Origin of the sequence: Thiomonas delicata (assembly GCF_900088825.1) — a bacterium.
Classification (GTDB): domain Bacteria; phylum Pseudomonadota; class Gammaproteobacteria; order Burkholderiales; family Burkholderiaceae_C; genus Thiomonas_A; species Thiomonas_A delicata.
In genome coordinates this window covers 533,833-556,781 of record NZ_LT592170.1, presented here as the reverse complement: position 1 = coordinate 556,781, position 22,949 = coordinate 533,833, and the positions used below count along the sequence as shown (strand labels likewise).

Here is a 22,949-nt window from a genome sequence, read left to right as displayed (position 1 = left end):
ACGATCGTGCTCCTTCCTGTTTGCGCACACTGTAATGGCAGCACGGTCCAAGTCCAAGCGCGGCGCACGGCAAGCCGCCTGCGCCGACCTCGGCTTGAACTTCGCCGCGCAAGCCCCAACTGCTGCTGAGCCGGTGCGCGACAGCCGCAGCCGGCACAGGTCTTCCGACATTGCCCCTGGAGTCATCATGCTCATCGTCTGCCCCCATTGCGCCAGCCTCAACCGCGTCCCGCCCGAACGCCTCCAGCACGACCCGCAATGCGGCAGCTGCCACCAGGCGTTGTTCACCGGCCATCCCGTGGAGTTGAGCGACGCCCATTTCGAGCGCTTCGTCGCCAAGTCCGAGTTGCCGGTGATCGTCGATTTCTGGGCGCCCTGGTGCGGCCCCTGCCGCATGATGGCGCCGCAGTTCGAACAGGCCGCAGCGCTCCTCAAGGGCCGCGCCGTGCTAGCCAAGGTGAATTCGGACGACAACCCGCAGGCTTCGGTGCGCCACCGGATCCGCAGCATTCCAACCCTGCTGATGTTCCGCGGCGGCCAAGAAGCCAAGCGTCAGTCGGGCGTGATGCCGGCCCAGGAATTGGTGCGCTGGGCCGGAGTTTGACGCCGAGGTTCACCGCCTGCAGCGGGGAGCGGAAAACTTTCGTCCAATGCGTTGCTGCGTCGCAACGTGACGGGGCGCGCTTGATATAGGGCGTCATCGATGTTTGATGCGGGTCAAGTTTTTTACTTGACCCTGGTCCGAGAATGGTTTCGGGGAAAACCCGTACACACCATCAAGAAAGGACCCATCATGGAACCGTCCGTATCCGCGCTCACACGCTTGTTCGCCACGCTCAGGGCGATCCATCGCGGGTGGCGCAGCGTCTTTTTGACTTTGCTGTCACTGTTGGGCCTCGGCCTGCTGAGCACCCCGGCCCAAGCCGTACCGGCTTTCGCCCGGCAAACCGGTCAAGCTTGTATTGCCTGTCACGTCGGCGGCTTCGGGCCGCAACTGACGCCCTTCGGCCGCGCCTTCAAGCTCGACGGCTACACCCTCAGCGATGGGAAGAGTCACATCCCGTTGTCTGCGATGTTGGTGTCGTCTTTCACGCACACGACCGAGGATCAGACGCCCTTCTACAACGGCATGCATGGCAACGATAATTTCGTCGCGCTGCAACAAGCCTCCATATTTCTCGCTGGACGCTTGACCGACCACATCGGGATGATGGGGCAAGCCACCTACGCGCAAACCGCGGAACCGGCCAACCTGGCGTGGGATAACACGGATATTCGCTATGCCCACAACTACACCTTGGGCGGCACCTCGGGAATTTTTGGCGTGTCCGTGAACAACAACCCGACCGTTTCCGACGTCTGGAACACGGTGCCCGCATGGCAATATGGGTTTATGACCAGTCCGATCAGTGGCGGTGTTCCATTTACACCCATGATGGCTGGTTTAGGCAGTACCGTTCTTGGAACGACCGCCTACACGCTGATCGACAACCATTGGTATATCGAAGGTGGCGCCTATCACTCCCTATCACCCTATTGGGGCAATTTGCTGCATGGCGGCTACGGGGGGATCACGGGATACGCACCATACCTGCGAGCCAATTACTCGACCACCGTCGGCCAAAGTACCTATGAAGGCGGACTCATTGGAATGAGCATGAAGCCGCCCTCCGCGACGGGCAGCTCGGGGACGGATCGTGTGAACGATCTCGGCATCGACGGGACCTACCAGTTCATCAATGGCGATGTTCACAGCGTCACGGTCAATGGCCTTTACATGCAGGAGAAGGCGAATTATGACCAGTCACTCGGGGTTTATCCAAGCGATACTGCGAAAACCTTGAATTTGAACGTGGCTTACTGGATTCGCAACACCTATGGCGCGACCATTCAATATTTCAACGTCAATGGCACGGCATATCTCGGATCCAATGTTCAAAGCAATGGCGTGGTCTGGGAGCTCGACTGGAACCCGTTCGGGCAAAACTGGGCGAACCCGGAAAAGAATCTCCGCCTGGGCCTTCAATACACGACTTATAACAAGCTCAATGGCACCAGTCTCAATGCCAGCGCCAATAACAGCCTTTATCTGTACATGTGGTTCGCTATATAACGTGATCGACACATGAAAATCATCCGATTCCATTCGGGCTTGAATGCCCGAATGGAATGGGTTGCGGAAATGACACAGCTCCGTGACAAAGCGATTGGTGCATTGCACAATCTCAACGTCACGACAAGACACAAGACCCACACCAGCGACAGAAACACGCTTGCTTCTACCTCTGGAATCCCTCCGCAAGCAAGGAAACCATCATGTCCTCAACGCCCAACGATCTGTATTTCGCCCAGGCCTTCCACCACGGCGAGCCCGAGCGCCATAGCTATGTCGTGGCCATCGGCCACAGAGACCGCGTCGAAACCCTGGCCCGCGTCGAGCACGCCAGGCAGGAAGGCGAATACGGCATCGCCGTCTACCTGGTTGAACTCGACGCCCCCATGCAAGAGCATCTTCACCTCGTGAACTACTTCGGCTCGAACATGGGGGAACGTTGGATCGACGGCCAGCGCACCAGCAAGCAGGCCGCCTGAACGCCGGCAGCTGACGGCTGACATCCGGGGCGGCATGCCTGCCGCCCCGGTGTTCAGTGCAGCATGCCCAGCGCGCGGGGAAGCGCCAGCGATAGCGCGGGCCAGTAGGTCACCAGACCGAGAAAGGCCAACATGGTGAGCAGCCAGGGCCAGACCGCAAGGGTCAGTTCCGTGATGCCCATCTTGGCGATGCCGCTGGCCACGTAGAGGTTCAGTCCCACCGGCGGGTGGCACATGCCGACCTCCATGTTCACCACCATCAGGATGCCGAAGTGGATGGGGTCAATGCCAAGCTTCATCGCCACCGGGAACAGAATGGGCGCCATGATCAGCGTGATCGACGAGGGCTCCATCACATTGCCGGCCACCAGCAGCAGGATGTTGACCAGCAGCAGGAACAACAGCGGGCCGACCCCCGCATCCAGCAGCCACTGCGCCATCGTCTGCGGAATGTGCTCGGACGTCATCAGGAACGAGAACAGCACCGCGTTGGTGATGATGTAGAGCAGCATCGCGCTCATATTGGCCGACGCCAGCAGCACGCGCGGCACATCGCGCAGCCTCATGTCCCTGTAGACGAACACCGCGATCACGAAGGCATACACGGCGCTGACGGCGGCGGCCTCGGTGGGCGTGAACAGGCCGGAGTAGATGCCGCCCAGCACGAGCACGATGAGCAGCAGGCCCCAGAGGCTTTCGCGCAGTGCTTTCCAGCGCTGCGCCCAACTCGCGCGCGGACTGCGTGGATACCCGCCGCGCCAAGCCCGCCACCATGTCGTCACACCCAGCATGGTGGCCAGCATCAAGCCGGGCACCACGCCGGCCATGAACAGCGCGCCGACCGACGCGTTGGTGGACACCGCATACAACACCATGACGATGGACGGCGGAATGAGAATGCCGAGCGCACCCGAGGTAGTGACCACGCCAGCGCCGAAACGTGGCGGGTAGCCAGCCTTGAGCATGGCCGGGATCAGGATCGAACCGATGGCCACCACCGTGGCCGGGCTCGACCCCGACACCGCGGCGAACAGCGCGCAAGCCAGCACCGCGGCCAGGCCGAGTCCACCCGGCCAATGACCGACCATGCTGGCGGCGAAGACGATCATGCGCCGTGCCACGCCGCCATGGGTGAGGAAATTGCCGGCCAGGATGAAGAACGGGATGGCCATGATCTCGAAGCTTTCGAGCCCCGTGAACAGTTTCATCGCCACGGCCTGTATCGGCACATCGGTCAGCGTGAACAGGAAAGTAAGTACGGTCAGGCCCAGCGCGATGGAAATGGGCATGCCGGTGAGCATGAGGGCAATGAGCAGCCCGAAGATGATGGCGGCGCTCATGGCGCGAGCCCGCACGGCGCCACATGTGCCAGCCCCTCAAGGCGGTGCGCCCCAACCTTGAGGCCGCTCGGCGGCGGGCTCGGCGCGCTCTCGTTCAAAGTCTGTGCGCGCGCGTGCGGATGAATGTTGTCAGCCCTGGAGTCGACGTCCAGCGGCTCGTCCAGCCCCTCGACCTGGCCCGGGTCGTGGCGCGGCAACTCGCCGTCACGGTTGAAGCGCCAGGCCACCTGCAGGAAGCGAAAGCACATCAGACCCGAGCCGAGCGGAATCGCCAGATAGACGAGCCACATCGGCACCTCCAGATCGGCCGACACCTGCGTGGTGTGGGCGATATTCCACACCATGATGGCGCCCAGCGTGGCGATCACCCCGGTGAACACGGCACCCGCCAGCAGGCCGAACAGGATCAAGGCCTTGCGCTGCTCCGGCTTCAGACGGTTGACCAGCACGTCCACGCCCACGTGGATGCCGGTGCGCACGCCATAGGCCGCGCCGAACTTGGCCATCCAGACGAACATGAAGATGCACAATTCCTGCGCCCAGCTCAGATGGATGTGCAGCAGCCAGTCCTGCAGGCCGGGGATGGCGATGCCGGCCAGATAGCGGTGCACCACCGCGACGAAAATCAGCAAGGTCGCCGCGGCCATCAGCGCGGCAATGAGAACTTCTTCCAGCCGGTCGAGCACGCGTCCGGCCATACGCAAAACAGGGGTCATGGGAGCTCCTGAAAACGCGTTGCCGCGCCACCGTGTCCACGGTCGCGGCAGTGTGGGATGGCGACGCTTCAGGCTGTGGTCAGCGTTTCTCGGGGTCGAAGCCAGTGGCCTTGAATACCTCGTCCATCAGCGCCTTGGGCACGCGCGACTGCGCTTCACGATACACCGGCACCATGGCTTTTTTCCACGCAGCGCGCTCCTGGGCGTTCAGCGCCAGCACCTGGCAGCGGCCCGATTTGCGTACCGCTTCGACGGCGTCGTCGTTCTCTTTCTTCGCAAGGCCGTTGGCATGATCGGTGGCTTCCTTCATGGCCTGGTCGAGCACCTTGCGGATGTCAGCCGGCAGACCGCTCCAGAATTTTTGGTTGACGATGACCGCATAGCCCAGATAGCCATGCTGAGTCTGGGTCATGAACTTCTGCACCTCGTAGAACTTCTGGGTGTAGAAATTCGACGGCGGGTTTTCCGTGCCGTCCACCACCCCGGTCTGCAGCGCCTGATAGACCTCGGAAAACGCCAGCACTTGCGGAATGGCGCCGATGGCGCGCATTTCCATTTCGAGGATCTTGCTCGACTGGATGCGCATCTTCAGGCCCTTGGCCTCTGTGGGGTCGCGCAGCGGCTTGTTCGCGCTCATGTCCTTGAAGCCGTTGTCCCAATAGGCCAGGCCGAGAATGCCCTTGCTCTCCAACTTCTTGAGCAGGCCCTGCCCGATCGGCCCTTGAGTGATCTTGTGCAGCGCCTCGTAATTGTCAAAGATGTAAGGCAGATCGAACAGCTCGAATTCCTTGGCGCCCAAGGGCCCGAATTTGGCCAGCGAGGGCGCCAGCATCTGCACCGAGCCGAGCTGCAGGGCCTCGAGTTCCTCCTTGTCCTTGTACAACTGGCTGTTGGGGTAGACCTCAACCTTCACGCGCCCCTGGGTGCGCTGCTCGGCGAGTTTCTTGAAGTATTCGGCGGCCTGGCCCTTGGGCGTGTTGGGCGCGACCACATGGCTGAACTTGATGACGATGGGCTGCTGGGCGCGCACGAAGACCGGGGCGAGCAGCAGCGGTGCGGAGGCGATGATTTGGCGGCGTGAGATGGGCATGATGGAGGTTGTGAACGTGTTGTTTCGCAAACGAACATTGTGTTTCGTTTTGTGACTATAGCTTCGGCCCTCGGCGCCCCCACCTCGGGCTTTCCCACTACCGGGGGTATGTCATCGCCCGACTCCGCGCGCCGTATCTGGAACAATCGCCGCTGCCTCATTCCCTGCCGCCCCAGCCAAACCATGTCCACTCCCTCCCCGCTTTTTCCTTCGGGCGCCGAACTGCCTGCTCCGACCACCGGGCTCGCCCTGGCCGGTCTGCTGCCGTTCGCGGCGCTGGCCGCCGCGGCCTGGGCCAGCCCGGCCGACGCCCTGGTGCGCCCCTTCGCCCTGGGCATGCTCGGCGCCTATGCCGCGCTTGTCGTCAGCTTCCTGGGTGCGCTGCATTGGGGCATGATTCTGGCGCGGCCGCTGCACGACGCGAAATTGCAGCGCCTGGCGCTGTTGTGGGGCGCGGCGCCCGCGCTGCTGGCGCTGGGCGCCCTGGTCATGCCGCGCGCCTGGGGGCTGCTCGCGCTGGCGCTGATCGTCATCCTCGCCCGCGCCATGGACGGCCTGCTGTGGCCGGCCTACGCCCGCGCCGCCCACCAGGCCGGCTGGCCCGACGCCGAGCGCTGGACCCGACTGGCCGCCGCCTGGCTGGTGCTGCGCACCAGGCTCACCGCAGTGGTGGTGCTGTGCCTGGCCGCCGGATGGGCCTCGGCGCAGTTCGGCGGCTAACCGCGCGACTTGCGCAGCGCGGCTGTCTCGGCCGCATAGGCCTTCCAAAAAGCCGCATCCAGCGCATGCGGAAAGTTCAGTCGCATGCGGGTGGTGGACATGCCCTGCGGGTCGAACAGCCTGCCGGGGGCGAGCAGATAGCCGCGGTCCAGCAGGCGCTGGGCCAGCAGATCGGCGTCCACCCCGGTGTCCAGCCAGCCGAACAGGCCCTGCGGCGGCGACTCGAAGCGGCAGCCGCTTTCCAGCGCCAGACGCACCGCCTGCTTGCGCGCCCGCGCCAGGCGCTCGCGCAAGTGCTGGCCCTGCCGGCGCAACGCGCCCTGGTTCAGCAAGAAGGCCACGGCGCGCTCGGTAAGCACGGGCGAGGTGAGATTGGCAAGCAGCTTCTGATCGGTCAGCAGCTCGATACGCTCGCGCGAGGCGGCCACCATGCCGACCCGCCAGCCCGGCGCGAGCAGCTTGGAGAATCCGCTGATGAACAAGGTGTGCTCCAGCGCGTCCATGGCCGACAACAGCGGCGACGGCTGTTCGCACAAGGGCCCGTACACATCGTCCTCCACGATCAGGAAGCCATGCTCGCGCGCCAGTTGCAGCAGGCGGTGCGCGCTGGCCATGCTCATGCTGTGGCCCGTGGGGTTGTGCAGCCGGCTCACCACCACCATGAGCCGCGGCTTGCGCACGCGCGCCCAATGCGCCACGCGTTCCAGATCCGGCCCGTCGGCGCCGCGCGGCACGGGCAGGAGTTGCAGCCCGCTCTGGGCGAGCTGCGCGAATTGAGCCGACCATCCCGGCTGTTCCACCAGCACCGCGTCGCCGGGGCGGGCGAACGCGCGGGTGATCAGGTCCAGCGCCTGCGTGGCGCCCATGCAGGTCATGATCTGGCCCGGTTGCGCGCGCACGTCGAGCGCGGCGAGCAACTGGCACAGCGCGTCGCGCAGCTGCGGGTCGCCCTGCGGGTGGCCGTATTCCAGGCTGATGGCGTCGACCCCGTCGCGGCGCAGCAGCCGGCGCACGGCCTGGGTCAGCGCCGGCGTCTGCAGCCAGGCCGCAGGCAGGGTGCCGGCCCCGGGCATGCCGCGCAATCCCGGCGAACCGACGGCATGCATCTGCGCGAACATGCCGCGCATCAACGCCGTGGCATGGGTGGGCAGGGGCGGCGGGCCGGCCTGCGCAGCGGCGACAGGCGGCTGGTGCCTGGGCGTGCGCACGAAGAATCCGCGTTTGGGCCTGGCCTCGACCAGCCCTTGCGCCTGCAGCAGGTCGTAGGCGGCCACCACGGTCTGCGGACTCACGCCCTGCTGCCGGGCGCAGGCGCGCACCGAGGGCAGGCGGCTGCCTTGCGCCAAGAGCTGGGCATGAATCTGCTGGGCGAAACGCGCGGCGATCTGCGTCTGCAGGGTCTGGCCGCGGCCCGCGGCGCCGGGTTGGAAGATCGCCGTCTCGGTTTCTGTCATGGTCGTTCCACCAATACAGTTGAAGTTTCTGCTTGCTCAAGTGTATTGGTTCTGTACTGTCTTGCGGCCTAAGCTGCTGGCATGCCATCGCCCCTCGCCAGCATGAAACAAGAGCCCCTTGCCGTCCATGACGCCGCGTTTGGCGCCGCACGCTCAGCAACGCCCATGCGGGCCTGGGTCCTGGGCGGGCTCGGCGTGGCGCTGTTCGCCTTCAGCCTGCCGGCCACGCGCATGGCGGTCGGCACGCCCGCCATGCCGGAGCTGGCGCCGTTGTTCGTGGCGATGGCGCGCGCCGTGATCGCGGGCCTGCTTGCCGCAGCCTGGCTGTTCTGGCGCGGCGCGGCGCTGCCGTCGCGCCGGCTGTGGCCGGCGATCGCGGGAGTGGCGGCTGGGGTGGTGTTTGGTTTCCCGGTTTTGACCAGCCTCGCGCTGCGCCAGGTCGATGCCGTGCATGCCTCGCTGATGCTGGGCCTGCTGCCGTTGACCACCGCCGCGATTGGCGCTTTGCTGGCGCGCCAGCGTCCCAGCAAGGCGTTCTGGTTCTGGGCAGCGGCCGGCAGCGTGCTGGTGTGCGCCTACGCCCTGCGCCAGGCCCACGTCGTGCAACCTGGCATGCACGGCTTGCGGCTGCAGCCGGCCGACATCCTGTTGATCGCGGCGATGCTGGCCGGGGGCTGGGGCTATGCGCAGGGTGCGCGCCTGGCCGGCAGCCTGCCGGCCGAGCAGGTCATCAGCTGGGCGGTCGTGTGCAGCCTGCCGCTGACCCTGCCGGCCACGCTGTGGCTGTGGCCGCAGCATGCGGTCGCCGCTTCGGCCTGGGGCGCGCTGGCGTATCTCGGCGTGATCTCGATGTGGCTGGGGTTTTTCGCCTGGTATCGCGCGCTGGCGCTGGGTGGCACGGTGCGCATCTCGCAAATCCAACTGCTGCAGCCTTTTCTGTCCATGCTTGCCGCCGCGGCGCTGCTCGGCGAACATCTGGACGGCGCGACGCTGTTGTTCGCCGCGGCGGTGATGGCCACCGTGCTGGCGGGCCGGCGGGCCCGCGTGCATCCTGCGCCCGCGCCAACCACGCCTGGTTCCACCCCAGAGGAGAGCCCTCAATGATCCCACCTTCCGCACGGCCGTTGCCGGCCATCGCCCAACGCGCGCAGCGTTTGCGCACCTCGGCCATCCACGATCTGCTGCAGCTGGCGAACCGCGCCGATGTCGTGTCGCTCGCCGGCGGCCTGCCCGACGCCGCCAGCTTCCCGGCGGACGCCCTGCGCGAGGCGTCGGACCGCGTGCTGCGCGAACAGTCGCACGCTGCGCTGCAGTATGGGCCGACCGAGGGCATCGCGCCGCTGCGCGCATGGGTCGCGGCACATCTGCGCGCGCAGGGCATGGACTTCACGCCGGACCAGGTGCTGATCACCAGCGGCTCGCAACAAGGACTGGACCTGCTCGGCAAGGTGCTGATCGACCCCGGCAGCCGCGTGGTCGTGGAGCGGCCGAGCTATCTCGGCGCGCTGCAGGCGTTCACGCTGTACGCCCCCGAATTCGTCGGCATCGAGGCCGACGTCTCCGGCCCTCTGCCCGAAGCCCTCGCCGCAGCACTGCCCGGCGCGCGCATGGCCTATCTCCAGCCGCGCTTCTCCAACCCGGCCGGGCGCAGCATCGCGCCGGAGCGGGCCGACGCTCTGGCCGCGCTGCTGCGCGCCGCCGACGCCTGGCTGGTGGAAGACGACCCTTACGGCGAACTCTGGTTCGGCGCCCCGCCCGCGCCGGGGTTGATCGCGCGCGGCGTGCCCCAGGGCGTCCATCTGGGCACCTTCTCCAAGATGCTCGCCCCCGGCCTGCGCCTGGGCTGGGTCGCCGGCCCGCAGGGGCTGATCGACAAGCTGGTGCAGGCCAAGCAGGCCGCCGACCTGCACACGGCGAGCTTCAACCAGATGCTGGTGGCCGAAGTCCTGCGCGCCGGCGTGATCGAGCGCGGCCTGCCGGTCCTGCGCCGGATTTACCGCGAGCGGCGCGACGCCATGCTGAGTGCCCTCGACGCGAACATGCCCGAAGGCATCGCCTGGACGAAGCCCGACGGCGGCCTGTTCGTCTGGGTCACGCTGCCGCCGCAGCTGGATGCTGCGGCCCTGCTGCCGCAGGCCATTGCGCGCGGCGTGGCCTATGTCCCGGGCGAGACCTTCAACGTCGGCGCACCGGCCCGCAACACCCTGCGCCTGTCCTATTCCACTGTGGACGCGCCCACGATCCGCGGCGCGGTCGCGCGACTCGCCGCGCTCATCCACGAAACCATGCGCCATGAACCTGCCCTTCGTTCAGCTTGACGTCTTCGCCCCCAGCCCGTTCAGCGGCAACCCGCTGGCGGTGGTGTTCGATGCCGACGCACTCTCCGCCGCGCAAATGCAGCAGGTCACGTCGTGGCTGAATCTCTCGGAAACCACCTTCCTGCTGCGACCCACCGAGCCCGGCGCCGACTACCGGGTGCGCATCTTCACCCCCGGCGGCGAACTGCCTTTCGCCGGGCATCCCACCCTCGGCACCTGCGCAGCGTGGCTGCTGCGCGGCGGCAAGCCGGCCGACGCACAGCGCATCGTGCAGCAATCCGCGATCGGGCTGGTGCCGATCCGGCGCGCGCCGGAGGACAACGCGAACACCGCCGCGACGCGCCTGGCTTTCGCGGCGCCGCCGTTTCGCAGCGAGGCCGTCGATGCGCCATTGCTGCGCAAGGTCATCGCCGCATTGGGGCTGCAATCCGGCGCGGTGCGCGACAGCGCCTGGCTGGACAACGGCCCGCGCTGGCTGACGCTGTGGCTGGACGCCGCCGAGACCGTGCTCGGGCTGAACCCCGATCACTCGACGCTCAAGGCCCTGGGCGTGAAAGTCGGCGTGGCGGGTCCGCACGGCGCCGGCGCCGAAACCGCCATCGAGGTGCGCGCCTTCGTCTCCAACCTCGGCGTTCCCGAAGACCCCGTGACCGGCAGCCTCAATGCCAGCCTCGCCCAATGGCTGATCGGCAACGGCGCCCTGCCTGCCCGGTACGTCGCCGCGCAAGGCTCACGCCTGGGCCGCAGCGGTCGGGTGCATATCGCGCAGGACGCGCAGGGCCAGGTGTGGGTCGGCGGCGATGTGCGGGTGGTCGTGCAGGGGCAGCTGAGCCTTTGATCGCAGCCACCCCGAGTCCGCGGCTGCATCGCTGCGCGCTGCGCGGGGTGGTTGGGCGCGGGCCGAAACGTCGACCTCGCCCGGGCAGAACAAGGCCCTGCCGGTCAAAGCTCCTCGCGGAAGCTGTCGTGGCAGGCCTTGCAGGTCTTGGCGGTCTGACCGAACACCACCTTGATCTCGTCGAGCTTGCCGGTCTGTGCGGCGGCCACGAGCTTGGGTGTCATCTCCTGCAGCTTGCCGGCGTCGGCCTTGAACTTGTCCATTTCCTTCCAGATCTCGGGCTTGGCGTGCGAGTCCGGCAGATCGGTGCCGGGCTGGAACGCCTGCCAGGGCAGGTGAGACATGAACTCGACGATCTTGGCGTTTTCCAGCGCGGCCTTGGCGTCGAACGGCGCCTTGCCCTGCACCATGGCGCCGAGGCGACCGAAGCTGGTGGCCATGATGATGAAGGCGGACTGGCGATATTTCACGGCGTCCAGGGGCTTGGCGAACTGGGCATAGGCCGGCGCGGCCGTCAGCAAAACCGCGGCCAGGCCGAGAGCGAGAGTGGTTTGACGCATGCGAAAACTCCTGAGTCTGAAGGGTGGGTACAACGCAGGGGAGACGTCGCGCAAGCGGCATGTTCCGGCTGTTCGCCTCGAACGCCGAAGCCGCCGCTTGCTGGGCTCATGCACCAAGGCACGAAGCCGCTGCGAGTGTAGGCAAAACCCGGCGCCCGCGCACCAGCACGGACGCGACGCGGGCTGTGGGGTCGGCGCCACAAGGGGCCGGATCATCACGCCCACTTGGGCCGCGCGGGCGCGTCTGCGCTTGCCCGCGGGCTGCGGGGCTTTAAGATGCGGGCTCGGGGCTCACCAGCACCGCCTGTGCCGACCAGCACACCGAACGAGCACCAGCGGCCGCAAGCCGAGTGCTCCCCCTCCCTAGCAATCGATGGAGTTTGAATATGGCAACTGCAAAACCGGCCGCAGCCAAGAAGGCCCCCGCCAAACCAGCACGCGCGCCCAACCCCGCCTTCATGAAACCGCTGACCCCCAGCGCCGCGCTCGCCGCCGTGGTGGGCTCAGCCCCGCTGCCGCGCACCGAGGTGGTGAAGAAGGTCTGGGCGCACATCAAGGCCGCCAATCTGCAAGACGCCGCCAACAAGCGCATGATCAATGCGGACGACAAGCTCAAGGCCGTGTTCGGCAAACCGCAGGTGACGATGTTTGAAATGACCAAGCTGCTCAATGCGCACCTGAAATAAGCGCCCTTTCTCACCCTGGCGTCTTGTCGCGCGCAGCCGGCATCGATGAAGGTCGTTGCCGGCTGCGTGCTTTTGCACCGCCCGCTTCGGCGCGCCAGGTTCCGCCACGCCCGTTGATCGCCATGCCCGTCCCTTCGTTCGCCCCGACATTGCGCGCCCTGGCGCTCGCCCTCGCGCTGCTGCCGTGCGCGCCGCAGTTCGCGCACGCCACGCCTGAAGCCTGGCCGAAGCCTGCTGCTGCGGTCCCGCAGGCGCGGCACAGCGGCATCTCGGTGGGCTTCTCGCCGGACGGCGGCGCCGAGCGACTGGTGCTCGGCGCCATCGCCGGCGCACGGCACAGCATCCGCGTGGCCGCCTACGGTTTCACGGCCTCGGCCGTGGCGAAAGCGCTGATCGCCGCGCACAGGCGCGGCGTCGCGGTACAGGTGCTCGTCGACTGGCGCGCCAACTTCGAGGAGGACCGGCGCTATGCCCGGCACGCCATTGGCGCATTGCAACTGGCCGGGGTGGCGGTGCGCGCGATCGACGCTTACCCGATCTTCCACGACAAGTTCATGGTGATCGACGACCGCACGGTACAAACGGGCAGCTACAACTACACGGTGGCCGCCGCCCGCTACAACGCCGAGAACGTGCTGGTGGTGTGGAACGACCCGGCCGTGGCCAAGGCCTATGCGCGCGACTGGGACACCAACTGGCGCCTTGGGCGTCCGGTGCCGCAGGGCCTCTGAGCACCCCCAGGGCAGGGCTGCGCCCAGCCCGCCCCCAATGGAGATCTCGGGAGCGGCCCGGCGTTTTCTTGAAACCGGCGCCGCGAACTTTTCCGACCGGTCCGCGTCGAATCGGGTGCTGCTGCCGGGCTCCGCAAAGGAGTGCGGCCAGCGCCTAGAATGCCCTTCTCGAACGCGCAAATGCGCAAGCTGGAACCGCGATGCAAGCTTCCTTGAAAAAATGGTCGGCCTTGATTGTCCTGGCTGCCGTGGCATTGGCCGGCTACCTCACCTGGCAGGCCCTGGGCCGCAACCCGAAGGCGCCCGAGATCAGTTATTCGCTACTGAACGGCAAAACGCTCACTCCGCAGGACTTGCGCGGCAAGGTGGTGCTGGTGAACTTCTGGGCCACGAGCTGCACGACATGCATCGGTGAAATGCCGGAGATGGTGAAGACCTTCGACCAGTTCGCGCCCAAGGGCTTCGACCTCGTGGCGGTGTCGATGAACTACGACCGCCCCGACTACGTGAAGAATTTCGCCACGGCCGGCCCGCTGGGCGCCTTGCCGTTCCCGGTGGCGATGGACACCAGCGGCAGCATCGCCAAATCGTTCGGCGACGTGCGCCTGACGCCCACGAGTTTCCTGATCGACAAGTCGGGCCACATCGTCAAGCAGTATGTCGGCCCACCGAATTTCAACGAACTGCACACCCTGATCGGCCAGCTGCTCGCGCAACAGGCCTGATGCCGCCGACACAGGCGATTCCCCATGGCCGGCAGGGTTCCTGCCCCGAAATCAGGGAAAACCCTCGCCACCCGCTAGGATAGCCGGATGGATGCCATCATCCGCCCGCAGCCGGCGCCTTGCGAAACCAGCCCCCCCGAAGTCGCGGAGTTCGCGCGTTGCGGCGCGGATCCGTCCTCGCTGGATCTGGCCCTCGAACTGCCCGCGCAGGACTTGCCCGGCGGGATCCTGTTGCGCAATCTGGGTCTGCAGCCCTACCAGCATGCCTGGGATGCGATGCGCGCCTTCACTGCGGCGCGCGATGCGTCCACCCCCGACGAAATCTGGCTGGTCGAGCACTGGCCCGTCTACACCCTGGGCCAGGCCGGAAAACCCGAGCATGTGCTGAACGCGCGCGGCATTCCGGTGGTGCGCAGCGATCGCGGCGGGCAAGTCACCTACCACGGACCAGGCCAGGCCGTGGCCTACGTGCTGCTGGACATCCGCCGCCGGCACTGGATGGTGCGCGAAACCGTGACACGGCTCGAGGATGCCGTCATCCGCACCCTGGCGCGTCTCGGCGTGGTCGGCGTGCGCAGGCCGGGCGCGCCGGGCATCTATCTAGGCGCGCCGCACACCCGCGCCGGAGCCAAGATCTCGGCCCTGGGCCTGAAGGTGCGCAACGGCTGCACCTATCATGGCGTGGCCATCAACGTGGACATGGACCTTGCGCCCTTCACCGGCATCAACCCCTGCGGCTATGCCGGGCTGGACACGGTGGATCTGGCCGGCATCGGCGTGCACACGCGCGCCGATGCGGTGGGCATGTGCTTCGCCACCGAACTCGCCATGCTCGCCGCGGCCAGCCCCAACCGCCGCTGACTGAACACCCCACACCCTCGCCATGAGCACCCCCCTCGACCCGACTCTCAAGCAAAAAGGCCAATCCAAGACCGCACGCATCCCGATCAAGATCGTGGCCGAGGGGCCGGCGCTCAAGAAACCGGAGTGGATTCGCGTCAAGGCTGCCGCGCTGTCCTCACGCTTCTACGAAATCAAGCACCTGCTGCGCGAGCACAAGCTCGCCACCGTCTGCGAGGAAGCCTCCTGCCCGAACATCGGCGAATGTTTCGGCCACGGCACGGCCACCTTCATGATCATGGGCGACAAATGCACGCGCCGCTGCCCGTTCTGTGACGTCGGCCATGGCCGCCCCGACCCGCTCGACGCCGACGAACCGCGCAACCTCGCCCAGGCGATCGCCGCGCTCAAGCTGCGCTACGTGGTGGTCACCAGCGTGGACCGCGACGACCTGCGCGACGGCGGTGCCCAGCATTTCGTCGACTGCATCCGGGCCACGCGCGCCGCCTCACCCACGACGCAAATCGAGGTGCTGGTGCCGGATTTCCGCGGCCGGCTCGACAAGGCGCTGGACATTTTCGCCGCCGCTCTGCCCGACGTGATGAACCACAACCTGGAAACCGTGCCGCGCCTGTACAAGCAGGCGCGTCCCGGTGCCGATTACGCCCATTCGCTCAAGCTCCTGGCCGATTTCAAGGCGCGCCATCCCAGCATCCCCACCAAGAGCGGGCTGATGGTCGGCCTGGGCGAAACCGACGACGAAATCCTGGATACCCTGCGCGACATGCGCGCCCACCGGATCGACATGCTCACCATCGGCCAATACCTCGCCCCCTCGGGCCACCACCTGCCGGTGGCGCGCTACGTCTCGCCCGAAACCTTTGCGATGTTCGAGCGCGAGGCGCGCGCCATGGGATTTCGCCATGCCGCCGTCGGTCCGCTGGTACGCTCGAGCTATCACGCTGACCAGCAAGCCCGCGACGGCGGCTATTTCAGCGGCTGATTTTCACAACCCGACCAGGACCGACATTGGCCAAGCCGAATTACTCCTACGAAAAACGCCAGAAAGAACTGGCCAAGCAGCGCAAGAAGCAGGAAAAGCTGCAGCGCAAGGTTCACAAGCACGACGAGCCCCAGGCTGGCGAAGCAGAACAGTCCTCCGCCACCCAGCCGGCGAGCGGCGCCGCGCCGACCCAGAACCCCGCCAGTTGATCCGTCGACCCGGGGCCCGCGCAACGGCGGCCCCCGAAACGGACTGCCCACTCAGGGCGCGGTCTGGCGCGTCGGCAGGATCAGCAATTCCTGCGGGTTGACGTGCGCGGGCTGGGCAAAAGCATAGACCAGCGCCTGCGCGACGTCCTCCGCATGCAGCGCCTCGAGCGAATCGCGCCGCGCTTTCATCTGTTCCGGCGGCACGTTGTAGCCCCAATCGGTATAGACCGCTCCGGGCTCGATCAGCGAGACCCGGATGCCCTCCGGCCCCAGTTCCTTGCGCAAGGCGTCGTGCATGCCGACCACGGCGAACTTGGTGGCGTTGTACACCGCCCAGCCCTCAATGCCCCGCCGCCCGCCCACGCTGGACACGGTATTGATCATCGCCCCCGGGCGCCCACGCAAGAGTGGAATGGCCGCGCGCGTGCAGAACAGCACGCCCCATAGATTGGCGTCGATGGTCGCCTTCCATTCGGCCGTCTTGCCATGCTCCAAAGGGCCGTGATAGCCCACCCCGGCATTGTTGAACAGCAGGTCGAGGCCGCCGAAGCGATCCTTCACGGTGTCGAACAAGCGACGCACCTGGGCTTCGTCGCCGACATCGGTCGGCACCGCCAGGGCGCGTTCCCCGAGTTCCTTGGCCAGCGCCTCCAGCTTGGTCACCGAACGCGCCGCGAGCACCACCTGCATGCCCTCGGCAACCAGCGCCCGCGCGGCGGCGGCGCCAATGCCGCTCGACGCCCCGGTGATGACGGCAATTTGTCCGGACAGATCGCGAATCTTCATCTCTACTCCTCGGAAATGGTGCGATGAACGTGCCGATCCTGCATGGCACAAAAAGAAAAACCCCGGAATCGCTTCCGAGGTGGAGATCCTATCGGGCGGCGCACGCCGCTGACGCGAAGGCGCAGGCGGCGGCTGGCCCCCTGCCCGTCGTCACGCCCGCCGAGCCCGTATCGGGTCAGCCCAACTCCTCGTACAGCGGCAAGGTGAGGAATTCGACGAACGCCTCGCCCGTGGCCATGCGCTCGAAAATCTGCGCCGCCTTGTCGAACTGGCCTTCGGCGCCGGTGGACTTGACCTTGGCCAGTTCCTCGGGAATCAACCCGCGCACCAGCTCGGCGCTGACCTTGCGGCCATCGGTCAAGACGCCCTTGGGGCTGTGGATCCACTGCCAGACCTGGCTGCGCGAAATCTCGGCGGTGGCGGCGTCTTCCATCAGGTTGTGAATGGGAACGGCGCCGCTGCCCGACAGCCAGGCGCCGAGGTAGTGGATGCCGACGTTGATGTTGTTGCGCAGACCTGCCTCGGTGATCGGCTGCTCGGGCTGGAAGTTCAGCAGGTCGGCCCCGCTCACGTGCACGTCGTCGCGGGTCTTGACGATCTGGTTGGGCTTGTCGCCGAGCACGGCGACGAACTCTTCCATCGCCGGCTGCACCAGCCCGGGGTGGGCCACCCAGCCGCCGTCGTAGCCGTCGCTGGCGTCCCTGCGCTTGTCGGCGCGGATGCCCTCCATCGCCTTGGCGTTCTTCTCCGGATCGTTCTTGATCGGGATGAGCGCGCTCATCCCGCCGATCGCGGGCGCCTTGCGCTTGTGGCAGGTCTTGAGCAGCAGCAGGCCGTAGGCGCGCATGAACGGCACGTTCATGGTGATCTGCGCGCGGTCGGCGAGACAGAAATCGCGGTCGACCTTGAACTTCTTGATCGCGCTGAAAATGTAATCCCAGCGCCCGGCGTTGAGGCCGGCGCTGTGTTCGCGCAGTCCGTAGAGGATTTCGTCCATCTCGAACGCCGCGAGGATGGTCTCGACCAGCACCGTGGCCTTGATGGAACCCTGGGGGATGCCCAGTTCGCGCTGCGCCAGCACGAACACATCGTTCCACAGCCGCGCCTCGAGGTGGCTTTCGAGCTTGGGCAGGTAGAAATAGGGGCCGGCGCCGCGCGCGAGCTGTTCCTTGGCGTTGTGGAACAAGAACAGGCCGAAGTCGAACAGCGCGCCGCTGACGCGCTGACCGTCCACCTGCATGTGCTTCTCGTCCAGATGCCAGCCGCGGGGGCGTACCTGCAGGGTGGCGATGGCGTCGTTGAGCCGGTAGGTCTTGCCGTTCTGCTCCAGGCTGATCGTGCGCCGCACGGCTTCGTAGAGATTGATCTGGCCCTGGATCTGATTGTCCCAGTCCGGGGTGTTGGCGTCCTCGAAGTCGGCCATATAGCTGTCGGCGCCGGAGTTGAAGGCGTTGATGACCATCTTGCGGTCGACCGGCCCGGTGATTTCGACGCGGCGGCGCTCCAGCGCCTTGGGCAGCGGGGCGATGGTCCAGTCGCCTTCGCGAATGGCCTTCGTTTCCGGCAGGAAGTCCGGCTTTTCGCCCGCGTCCAGGCGTTTGGTGCGCGCCACGCGCGCGGCGAGCAATTCCTGGCGGCGCGGTTCAAAGGCACGGTGCAATTGCGCCACGAAACCCAGTGCCTCGGGCGTCAGGACGATGTCGAACGCGGGCTTGTGTGAAGCGGTGATGCGGATGCCCTGTGGCAGATCGCTAGCCTTCATGCGGTTCTCCTGGAAATTGCAGTCGATGTCTGGAATTGTGCGGCGCGGTAATCACCGAAACGCCATCCCTGCTCGGCCCAGCCTCGCGGCAAGGGCAGCGCATGGGAAAAAACGTCGCGCCGATGTTGCACTGCAAAGTTTAGGAGGAATCGCGACCCTTGGGGCCGCGCGGCCGCCAACCCGGGGCAAATCACTATTGACATGCATGCATGTAATAAAGCCAAATTCGTCTTTAATACACTAGCTAAATGCCGGTTTGGTCTGGACCAGCCCTGGAGATTCCGTGGATCGCCTCAAACAGATGGAAACCTTCGTCGCCGTGGCCAACCGGGGCAGCCTGACCGCCGCGGCGCATGCCGAAGGGGTGGCCCCAGCCATCATCGGCCGGCGCATCGACGCGCTCGAAGCGCGCCTGGGCGTCAAGCTGCTGGTGCGGACCACCCGCCGCATCACCCTCACGCACGAGGGCGTTTCCTTCCTGGAGGACTGCCAGCGGCTGCTGGCGGAGCTGCAAAGCGCCGAATCCAGCGTCACCGCGGGCGGGGTCAAGGCGAGCGGCCACCTGCGCATCACCGCCCCGGCCGGGTTCGGCCGCAAACATGTGGCGCCGCTGGTGCCGGAATTCCTGCAGCGCAACCCGGAGGTCACGCTGTCGCTCGACCTGACGGACCGCCTGGTCGATCTGGTCAACGAGGGCTACGACTGCGCCGTGCGCGTGGGCGCGCTGGCCGATTCGTCGCTGGTCAGCGTGCGCCTGGGGGAAAGCCGCCGCGCCTGCGTGGCCTCGCCCGCCTATATCCGCCGCCACGGCGCGCCGCAAAATCCGCAGGATCTCCAGCGCCATCGCTGCCTGCCCTATTCGTCGGTGGCCAGCCAGCCGCGCGGCTGGGTGTTCCAGGTCGACGGCGAACCCCTGCACCTGCGCGTCAGCGGCGCGCTGGACTGCACCGACGGCGCGGTTCTGCATCAATGGTGCCTGGAGGGCCATGGTCTGGCCTGGCGCTCGATGTGGGAAGTGGGAGAGGATCTGGCCGCCGGCCGGCTGGTGGAAGTGCTGGCCGATTTCGCCGCGCCGCCGGTGGGCATCCATATCGTGTTCGCGCAGCGCAAGCACATGCCGCTGCGCCAGCGATTGTGGATCGACTACCTGAAGGACTGCTTCGCCAATCCGGCGCAGTGGCCCTGGTCGCGCGCAGCGCTGGCGGTCACGCCCCCCGCCGTGGCCGCCCGAAGCGCCTGAACGCGCTGTTACAGGCGCACACAGCCTGGCTCGGACGGCTTGCTCATAATCCGCACCATCACCCCATCCCGCAAGCGCGTCGCCATGTTCGGCCTGGTCGTTTCTTTCGTGTCCTACCCTTTTGCGGTCTGGGGCTTCAAGCGCCTGTTCGAGAACCTGGGACTGGAGACCAACACCAAGTTCCTGGTCTTTCTGATGGCCAGCGTGGTGTCGTGGCTGGCGGGCACCGCGGCCGGCCATCTTTGACTCAAGTCCTGCAGCCCTTGCAAAGGCCATGCACGGTCAGTTCCGCGGCCATGCCCTCCAGGCCCTGGTCGCGCAACTTGCGCTGAACCTGGGCGAGCAGGCCGGGAAGCGCGGGGTCGCCGGGAAGCGGCGCGACGCTGTGGCAGCGGGTGCACTCGAACATGCCGGCCAGTCCGCCCTCGGCGCCGAGGGCGAAGCGCCAGATGCGGTCCTGCCCCTGAAAGCGGTGCAACAGGCCGCAACGAGTCATGCGCTCGAGCACCCGGTACAGCGTGACCCGGTCGATCCGGGCCACGGGCGTGGTCTGCGGCAGGCGGGCGGCGATGGCCTCGTGCGTCAGGGGCGCCGAGCTGGCATCGAGCGTGGCGAGCACGGCCAGCGCCGCCGGCGTCGCGCGCAGCCCATGCGCGCGCAGCAAGTCGGCCGACTCAATTCGGCGCGCCTTGACCACGGCCTTTGCCCGCGACATGCGCCGCGACGTACAGCGCGAAACTGAGCGAGGCGATCCAGGTGCTGGCCGGATAGCCGATGTAGTAGGCCGCCGCCAGCCCCGCCCAGGTCAGCAGCAGGCCCAGCAACATGGCCAGCAGCACGCCGCGCCCCAGGCTGCGCGCCAGGGCCTGGGCCGCGGCCGCCGGACCGATGAGAAAGGCGAAGATGAGCAATGCGCCGATCACCGGCACGGCGATGGCCACCGTCACGGCCACCAGGCCGAGGAACAACAGGTCGAGCAGCCCCACCGGCACGCCGCGCGCACGCGCCGCCTCGGGATTGACGCTGGCCAGGCACAACGGCCGGAAGATGGCGGCCAGCGCCAGCAGGCAGGCCAACGCCACCGCCACCGACAAACCCGCCTGCCATGCCGTGATGCCCACGATGCTGCCGAACAGGATGCTCATCGCCGCCTGGGCGTTGGCGGTGTAGAGGTTGAGGAACAACACGCCCAGGCCGAGCGCGAACATGAGCACCATGCCGATGCCGATGTCGCGCTGGCGCAGCCGCGCACCGGCCAGCGACAGGCCGATGCCGGTGCTCACGGTGAAGGCGAACAACCCCAGATACGGGCTCAAGCCCAGCAGGATGGCACCCGCCGCGCCGGTGAAGCCGACATGCGACAGCGCGTGCGCGGCGAAGGCCTGGCGCCGCAAGGTGACGAAATAGCCCACGGCCGCGCTGGCCACGGCGATGCTGCTGCCGGCCAGCAGGGCGTGGCGCATGAAACCGTATTCGAGGCCGAGGATCATCGCGCCCCCCCGAGGGGGTCGTGCGCATGGTCGTGGCCGTGGCCGCAGTGCGGCGACACCTCGGGCATGAAACCGCGCGCGGGATGGATGAACACATAGCCGTCGTGCCGCGCCACCGCCATCGGCAGGCCGTAGAGCTCGGAGAGCGACGCGGCGTTGACGACCTCGTCCACCGTGCCGATGCGCCCGCGCCCGGCCGCCAGGTACAGCACCCGGTCCATCACCGGCAGCAGGGGGTTGATGTCGTGCGCGGTGAGCAGCACGGTCAGGGCCTGTTCGCGGCAGAGCCGCCGCACCAGTTCCAACACGCCTTGCTGCGCGCGCGGGTCGAGGTTGGACAGCGGCTCGTCCAGCAGCAACAGCCGCACCGGATTGACCAGCGCCTGGGCGATGCACACGCGCTGGCGCTCGCCGCCGGACAGCGCCTCCATCGGCCGGCCCGCCAGATGCGAGGCGTCCACGCTTTGCAGCGCGGCATCCACCGCCTGCGTGCGCGGCGCGGCGTCGCGCCAGCCCAGGCCCCAGCGCTCGCCGCGCCAAGCCGCGCCGACGAAACTGCGCGCGTCGATGCCCCCATACGCGCCCTCGGGCACGGCCTGCGCCACATAGCCCACCTCGGTGCGCGCCTGTGCCAGCGGCCGCCCGAGCAGGCGCAGGGTGCCGCCACCTTCGCCCAGGATGCCCGCCAGCGTCTGCAGCAGGGTGGTCTTGCCCGAACCGTTGCTGCCGAACACGCCGACCAGGCTGCCCTCGGCGATGCGCAGGTCCAGCCCCGTGATGACGGCGCGGTCGCCGCGCATGCAGCGCAGTGCGCTGGCTTCGACGGCCCAGGTCTCGGGTTGTGGTTGCCCGTTCATCGCGCACCCTTCGCCAGGGCCTGCCGCACCGCCTGCAGCGAGTCGAGCAACCAGGCCGCATAGCCGGTGCCGGGCGGCACGAATTCATCCACGCCCACCGTGGGCACCCCCGCCTGGCGGGCGATGTCGCGCATGCGCTGGGTGAGGGGCTCGCTGACCTGCTTGTTGTAGATCAGCAGCGCGACGCGGCGCTGTCGCAGGGCGTCCTGGTAGCGCGCGACCACGCTCGGCGAGGGCTCGGTGCCGTTCATCACGTTGAACTGGAAGGCCTCGCCCGCGCTGCGCCAGCCCAGCAGGCGCAGCATGTAGCCGTACACCGGCTCGGTGGCGGTCACCGCCAGTTTTGGATGCTGGGCCGACAGGCGCCGCGCGGCCGTCTCGACCTGCAGGGTGCCTTGCTCGAAGGTCTGCAGATTGCGCGCGAAGTCGGCGGCGTGAGCCGGGTCCCGCTTCGCAAGCAGCGCCGCCAGCCCCGACGCGACGAGGTTGCCCACCCGCGGGTCGTAGAACAGATGCGGATTGCGATCGGCCATCACCAGCGCGGGCGCAAGCGCGGCAGCGACGACCACCGCGCGCCCGGGCGCGGGGTTGGCGGCGAGCAGCTTGCGCATCCAGTCGTCATAGCCCAGGCCGTTCATCACGACGATGGCGGCCCGCGCCACCGTGCGCGCCGTGGCCGGTGAGGCCTCGAACTGGTGCGGATCGACATTGGGGTTGCGGATGATGCTGGTGACCCGCACGTACGGCCCGCCGATTGCCTCGGCGATCACGCCGTAGGTGCTCTCGGCGGCCACCACCGCAATGGGTGCCGCCTGGGCCAGGGCGAGCAGGGCGCCGGCCAGCCAGAGGCCGGCTGCAACCGCGATGTTCTTGCGCATGGAGGATTGAATCGAGGGTTGGTCGCGTGGGGCAGGCCGCTTGGCCCGCAAGCGGCATCGTACCCGCGCCGGAAGATTTATCGCAACCCAGTTGCGTTAGGGCCGGTTCACGCG

Annotated in this window: 25 protein-coding genes and 1 pseudogene; 15 read left to right on the top strand and 11 right to left on the bottom strand. The window is 67.1% G+C overall.

The genetic code is table 11. The annotated features are described in order from the left end of the window. Nucleotides 1–187 precede the first annotated feature (187 nt). The 3 genes from trxC (at nucleotide 188) to THIARS_RS02630 (ending at nucleotide 2,592) form a co-directional block, all read left to right on the top strand. Nucleotides 188–604, top strand: a complete 417-nt coding sequence (gene trxC / locus THIARS_RS02640; RefSeq protein ID WP_094160588.1) for a thioredoxin TrxC — start codon at nucleotides 188–190, stop codon at nucleotides 602–604. A 189-nt stretch (nucleotides 605–793) separates the two neighbouring features. Next, on the top strand, nucleotides 794–2,113 hold the full coding sequence (locus tag THIARS_RS02635) for a cytochrome c1 protein (RefSeq protein WP_245845456.1): 1,320 nt from the start codon (nucleotides 794–796) through the stop codon (nucleotides 2,111–2,113). Between the two features lie 203 nt (nucleotides 2,114–2,316). Beyond that, nucleotides 2,317–2,592 (top strand): hypothetical protein, encoded by a 276-nt coding sequence (locus THIARS_RS02630; protein WP_094159346.1) that lies wholly within the window; start codon nucleotides 2,317–2,319, stop codon nucleotides 2,590–2,592. A 53-nt stretch (nucleotides 2,593–2,645) separates the two neighbouring features. Here THIARS_RS02630 and THIARS_RS02625 read toward each other — a convergent pair whose 3' ends face one another. From THIARS_RS02625 to THIARS_RS02615, 3 genes and pseudogenes are all read right to left on the bottom strand, one after another. Further along, on the bottom strand, nucleotides 2,646–3,932 hold the full coding sequence (locus tag THIARS_RS02625) for a TRAP transporter large permease (protein WP_094159345.1): 1,287 nt from the start codon (nucleotides 3,930–3,932) through the stop codon (nucleotides 2,646–2,648). A 152-nt stretch (nucleotides 3,933–4,084) separates the two neighbouring features. Further along, a pseudogene (locus THIARS_RS02620) lies at nucleotides 4,085–4,648 on the bottom strand (TRAP transporter small permease); the annotation flags it as partial. Nucleotides 4,649–4,727: 79 nt separating this feature from the next. Next, nucleotides 4,728–5,738 (bottom strand): TRAP transporter substrate-binding protein, encoded by a 1,011-nt coding sequence (locus tag THIARS_RS02615; RefSeq protein WP_094159343.1) that lies wholly within the window; start codon nucleotides 5,736–5,738, stop codon nucleotides 4,728–4,730. 183 nt (nucleotides 5,739–5,921) lie between these two features. Here THIARS_RS02615 and THIARS_RS02610 point away from each other — a divergent pair, with 183 nt between their 5' ends. Then, nucleotides 5,922–6,458, top strand: coding sequence for a DUF3429 family protein (locus tag THIARS_RS02610; RefSeq protein WP_094160586.1), 537 nt, complete (start codon nucleotides 5,922–5,924; stop codon nucleotides 6,456–6,458). On the opposite strand, the gene THIARS_RS02605 is transcribed toward THIARS_RS02610, so the two are convergent. Continuing rightward, nucleotides 6,455–7,912, bottom strand: coding sequence for an aminotransferase-like domain-containing protein (locus tag THIARS_RS02605; RefSeq protein WP_094159342.1), 1,458 nt, complete (start codon nucleotides 7,910–7,912; stop codon nucleotides 6,455–6,457). The two genes, THIARS_RS02610 and THIARS_RS02605, sit on opposite strands and share 4 nt — an antisense overlap. A 102-nt stretch (nucleotides 7,913–8,014) precedes the next feature. Here THIARS_RS02605 and THIARS_RS02600 point away from each other — a divergent pair, with 102 nt between their 5' ends. Genes THIARS_RS02600 through THIARS_RS02590 form a run of 3 tightly spaced genes read left to right on the top strand, consistent with a single transcriptional unit; the run spans nucleotide 8,015 to nucleotide 11,068 of the window. Next, nucleotides 8,015–9,016, top strand: a complete 1,002-nt coding sequence (locus THIARS_RS02600; RefSeq protein ID WP_342747717.1) for a DMT family transporter — start codon at nucleotides 8,015–8,017, stop codon at nucleotides 9,014–9,016. After that, nucleotides 9,013–10,230: an aminotransferase-like domain-containing protein gene (locus THIARS_RS02595; protein ID WP_094159340.1), complete on the top strand. Its 1,218-nt coding sequence runs from the start codon at nucleotides 9,013–9,015 to the stop codon at nucleotides 10,228–10,230. The genes THIARS_RS02600 and THIARS_RS02595 overlap by 4 nt, the downstream gene beginning before the upstream one ends. Beyond that, entirely contained in the window at nucleotides 10,205–11,068 is an 864-nt protein-coding gene (locus tag THIARS_RS02590) for a PhzF family phenazine biosynthesis protein (protein ID WP_094159339.1), read from the top strand. The genes THIARS_RS02595 and THIARS_RS02590 overlap by 26 nt, the downstream gene beginning before the upstream one ends. Nucleotides 11,069–11,172: 104 nt before the next feature. Here the strand turns inward: THIARS_RS02590 and THIARS_RS02585 are convergent, their stop codons facing one another. Beyond that, nucleotides 11,173–11,628, bottom strand: a complete 456-nt coding sequence (locus THIARS_RS02585; protein WP_094159338.1) for a c-type cytochrome — start codon at nucleotides 11,626–11,628, stop codon at nucleotides 11,173–11,175. 386 nt (nucleotides 11,629–12,014) lie between these two features. On the opposite strand from THIARS_RS02585, the gene THIARS_RS02580 reads away from it, so the two are divergent. The 6 genes from THIARS_RS02580 to THIARS_RS02555 all read left to right on the top strand — a co-directional run bounded on the left by THIARS_RS02580 (nucleotide 12,015) and on the right by THIARS_RS02555 (nucleotide 15,822). Then, entirely contained in the window at nucleotides 12,015–12,314 is a 300-nt protein-coding gene (locus tag THIARS_RS02580; protein ID WP_094159337.1) for an SWIB/MDM2 domain-containing protein, read from the top strand. A 122-nt stretch (nucleotides 12,315–12,436) separates the two neighbouring features. Next, nucleotides 12,437–13,045, top strand: coding sequence for a phospholipase D family nuclease (locus tag THIARS_RS02575; protein WP_094160585.1), 609 nt, complete (start codon nucleotides 12,437–12,439; stop codon nucleotides 13,043–13,045). Nucleotides 13,046–13,245: 200 nt separating this feature from the next. Beyond that, nucleotides 13,246–13,770: a peroxiredoxin family protein gene (locus tag THIARS_RS02570; protein WP_094159336.1), complete on the top strand. Its 525-nt coding sequence runs from the start codon at nucleotides 13,246–13,248 to the stop codon at nucleotides 13,768–13,770. Between the two features lie 87 nt (nucleotides 13,771–13,857). After that, nucleotides 13,858–14,631 carry a lipoyl(octanoyl) transferase LipB gene (gene lipB, locus THIARS_RS02565; protein ID WP_094159335.1) on the top strand — a complete coding sequence of 258 codons (774 nt, stop codon included), beginning with the start codon at nucleotides 13,858–13,860 and terminating at the stop codon, nucleotides 14,629–14,631. Nucleotides 14,632–14,653: 22 nt separating this feature from the next. Continuing rightward, entirely contained in the window at nucleotides 14,654–15,613 is a 960-nt protein-coding gene (lipA, locus tag THIARS_RS02560; RefSeq protein WP_094159334.1) for a lipoyl synthase, read from the top strand. 26 nt (nucleotides 15,614–15,639) lie between these two features. Continuing rightward, nucleotides 15,640–15,822, top strand: a complete 183-nt coding sequence (locus THIARS_RS02555) for a hypothetical protein (RefSeq protein WP_094159333.1) — start codon at nucleotides 15,640–15,642, stop codon at nucleotides 15,820–15,822. A 51-nt stretch (nucleotides 15,823–15,873) separates the two neighbouring features. Here THIARS_RS02555 and THIARS_RS02550 read toward each other — a convergent pair whose 3' ends face one another. Both THIARS_RS02550 and aceB read right to left on the bottom strand, forming a co-directional pair. Further along, a complete protein-coding gene (locus THIARS_RS02550) occupies nucleotides 15,874–16,608 on the bottom strand; it encodes an SDR family oxidoreductase (RefSeq protein WP_094159332.1) in 735 nt (244 codons plus the stop codon). Between the two features lie 175 nt (nucleotides 16,609–16,783). Continuing rightward, nucleotides 16,784–18,370 (bottom strand): malate synthase A, encoded by a 1,587-nt coding sequence (gene aceB / locus THIARS_RS02545; protein ID WP_094159331.1) that lies wholly within the window; start codon nucleotides 18,368–18,370, stop codon nucleotides 16,784–16,786. A gap of 283 nt (nucleotides 18,371–18,653) precedes the next feature. On the opposite strand from aceB, the gene THIARS_RS02540 reads away from it, so the two are divergent. Both THIARS_RS02540 and THIARS_RS18160 read left to right on the top strand, forming a co-directional pair. Then, the gene (locus THIARS_RS02540; protein ID WP_094159330.1) at nucleotides 18,654–19,610 is read left to right on the top strand and encodes a LysR family transcriptional regulator; all 957 of its coding nucleotides are present in this window, start codon (nucleotides 18,654–18,656) and stop codon (nucleotides 19,608–19,610) included. Between the two features lie 39 nt (nucleotides 19,611–19,649). Next, the gene (locus tag THIARS_RS18160) at nucleotides 19,650–19,856 is read left to right on the top strand and encodes a hypothetical protein (RefSeq protein WP_141202316.1); all 207 of its coding nucleotides are present in this window, start codon (nucleotides 19,650–19,652) and stop codon (nucleotides 19,854–19,856) included. Nucleotide 19,857: 1 nt separating this feature from the next. On the opposite strand, the gene THIARS_RS02535 is transcribed toward THIARS_RS18160, so the two are convergent. The 4 genes from THIARS_RS02535 to THIARS_RS02520 are packed head-to-tail and all read right to left on the bottom strand — an operon-like array spanning nucleotide 19,858 to nucleotide 22,835. Beyond that, nucleotides 19,858–20,325 (bottom strand): Fur family transcriptional regulator, encoded by a 468-nt coding sequence (locus THIARS_RS02535; RefSeq protein WP_094159329.1) that lies wholly within the window; start codon nucleotides 20,323–20,325, stop codon nucleotides 19,858–19,860. Next, nucleotides 20,285–21,100: a metal ABC transporter permease gene (locus tag THIARS_RS02530; protein ID WP_094159328.1), complete on the bottom strand. Its 816-nt coding sequence runs from the start codon at nucleotides 21,098–21,100 to the stop codon at nucleotides 20,285–20,287. Before THIARS_RS02530 ends, THIARS_RS02535 begins: the two co-directional genes overlap by 41 nt. Next, a complete protein-coding gene (locus tag THIARS_RS02525; protein ID WP_094159327.1) occupies nucleotides 21,097–21,957 on the bottom strand; it encodes a metal ABC transporter ATP-binding protein in 861 nt (286 codons plus the stop codon). The genes THIARS_RS02530 and THIARS_RS02525 overlap by 4 nt, the downstream gene beginning before the upstream one ends. Then, the gene (locus THIARS_RS02520; RefSeq protein ID WP_094159326.1) at nucleotides 21,954–22,835 is read right to left on the bottom strand and encodes a metal ABC transporter solute-binding protein, Zn/Mn family; all 882 of its coding nucleotides are present in this window, start codon (nucleotides 22,833–22,835) and stop codon (nucleotides 21,954–21,956) included. The genes THIARS_RS02525 and THIARS_RS02520 overlap by 4 nt, the downstream gene beginning before the upstream one ends. Between the last annotated feature and the right edge of the window lie 114 nt (nucleotides 22,836–22,949).

Excerpts from the sequence above, each read along its gene's own strand:
- trxC (WP_094160588.1), top strand. The coding sequence starts at position 188 with ATGCTCATCGTCTGCCCCCATTGCGCCAGCCTCAACCGCGTCCCGCCC.
- THIARS_RS02635 (WP_245845456.1), top strand. The coding sequence starts at position 794 with ATGGAACCGTCCGTATCCGCGCTCACACGCTTGTTCGCCACGCTCAGG.
- THIARS_RS02630 (WP_094159346.1), top strand. The coding sequence starts at position 2,317 with ATGTCCTCAACGCCCAACGATCTGTATTTCGCCCAGGCCTTCCACCAC.
- THIARS_RS02625 (WP_094159345.1), bottom strand. The coding sequence starts at position 3,932 with ATGAGCGCCGCCATCATCTTCGGGCTGCTCATTGCCCTCATGCTCACC.
- THIARS_RS02615 (WP_094159343.1), bottom strand. The coding sequence starts at position 5,738 with ATGCCCATCTCACGCCGCCAAATCATCGCCTCCGCACCGCTGCTGCTC.
- THIARS_RS02610 (WP_094160586.1), top strand. The coding sequence starts at position 5,922 with ATGTCCACTCCCTCCCCGCTTTTTCCTTCGGGCGCCGAACTGCCTGCT.
- THIARS_RS02605 (WP_094159342.1), bottom strand. The coding sequence starts at position 7,912 with ATGACAGAAACCGAGACGGCGATCTTCCAACCCGGCGCCGCGGGCCGC.
- THIARS_RS02600 (WP_342747717.1), top strand. The coding sequence starts at position 8,015 with ATGAAACAAGAGCCCCTTGCCGTCCATGACGCCGCGTTTGGCGCCGCA.
- THIARS_RS02595 (WP_094159340.1), top strand. The coding sequence starts at position 9,013 with ATGATCCCACCTTCCGCACGGCCGTTGCCGGCCATCGCCCAACGCGCG.
- THIARS_RS02590 (WP_094159339.1), top strand. The coding sequence starts at position 10,205 with ATGAACCTGCCCTTCGTTCAGCTTGACGTCTTCGCCCCCAGCCCGTTC.
- THIARS_RS02585 (WP_094159338.1), bottom strand. The coding sequence starts at position 11,628 with ATGCGTCAAACCACTCTCGCTCTCGGCCTGGCCGCGGTTTTGCTGACG.
- THIARS_RS02580 (WP_094159337.1), top strand. The coding sequence starts at position 12,015 with ATGGCAACTGCAAAACCGGCCGCAGCCAAGAAGGCCCCCGCCAAACCA.
- THIARS_RS02575 (WP_094160585.1), top strand. The coding sequence starts at position 12,437 with ATGCCCGTCCCTTCGTTCGCCCCGACATTGCGCGCCCTGGCGCTCGCC.
- THIARS_RS02570 (WP_094159336.1), top strand. The coding sequence starts at position 13,246 with ATGCAAGCTTCCTTGAAAAAATGGTCGGCCTTGATTGTCCTGGCTGCC.
- lipB (WP_094159335.1), top strand. The coding sequence starts at position 13,858 with ATGGATGCCATCATCCGCCCGCAGCCGGCGCCTTGCGAAACCAGCCCC.
- lipA (WP_094159334.1), top strand. The coding sequence starts at position 14,654 with ATGAGCACCCCCCTCGACCCGACTCTCAAGCAAAAAGGCCAATCCAAG.
- THIARS_RS02550 (WP_094159332.1), bottom strand. The coding sequence starts at position 16,608 with ATGAAGATTCGCGATCTGTCCGGACAAATTGCCGTCATCACCGGGGCG.
- aceB (WP_094159331.1), bottom strand. The coding sequence starts at position 18,370 with ATGAAGGCTAGCGATCTGCCACAGGGCATCCGCATCACCGCTTCACAC.
- THIARS_RS02535 (WP_094159329.1), bottom strand. The coding sequence starts at position 20,325 with ATGTCGCGGGCAAAGGCCGTGGTCAAGGCGCGCCGAATTGAGTCGGCC.
- THIARS_RS02530 (WP_094159328.1), bottom strand. The coding sequence starts at position 21,100 with ATGATCCTCGGCCTCGAATACGGTTTCATGCGCCACGCCCTGCTGGCC.
- THIARS_RS02525 (WP_094159327.1), bottom strand. The coding sequence starts at position 21,957 with ATGAACGGGCAACCACAACCCGAGACCTGGGCCGTCGAAGCCAGCGCA.
- THIARS_RS02520 (WP_094159326.1), bottom strand. The coding sequence starts at position 22,835 with ATGCGCAAGAACATCGCGGTTGCAGCCGGCCTCTGGCTGGCCGGCGCC.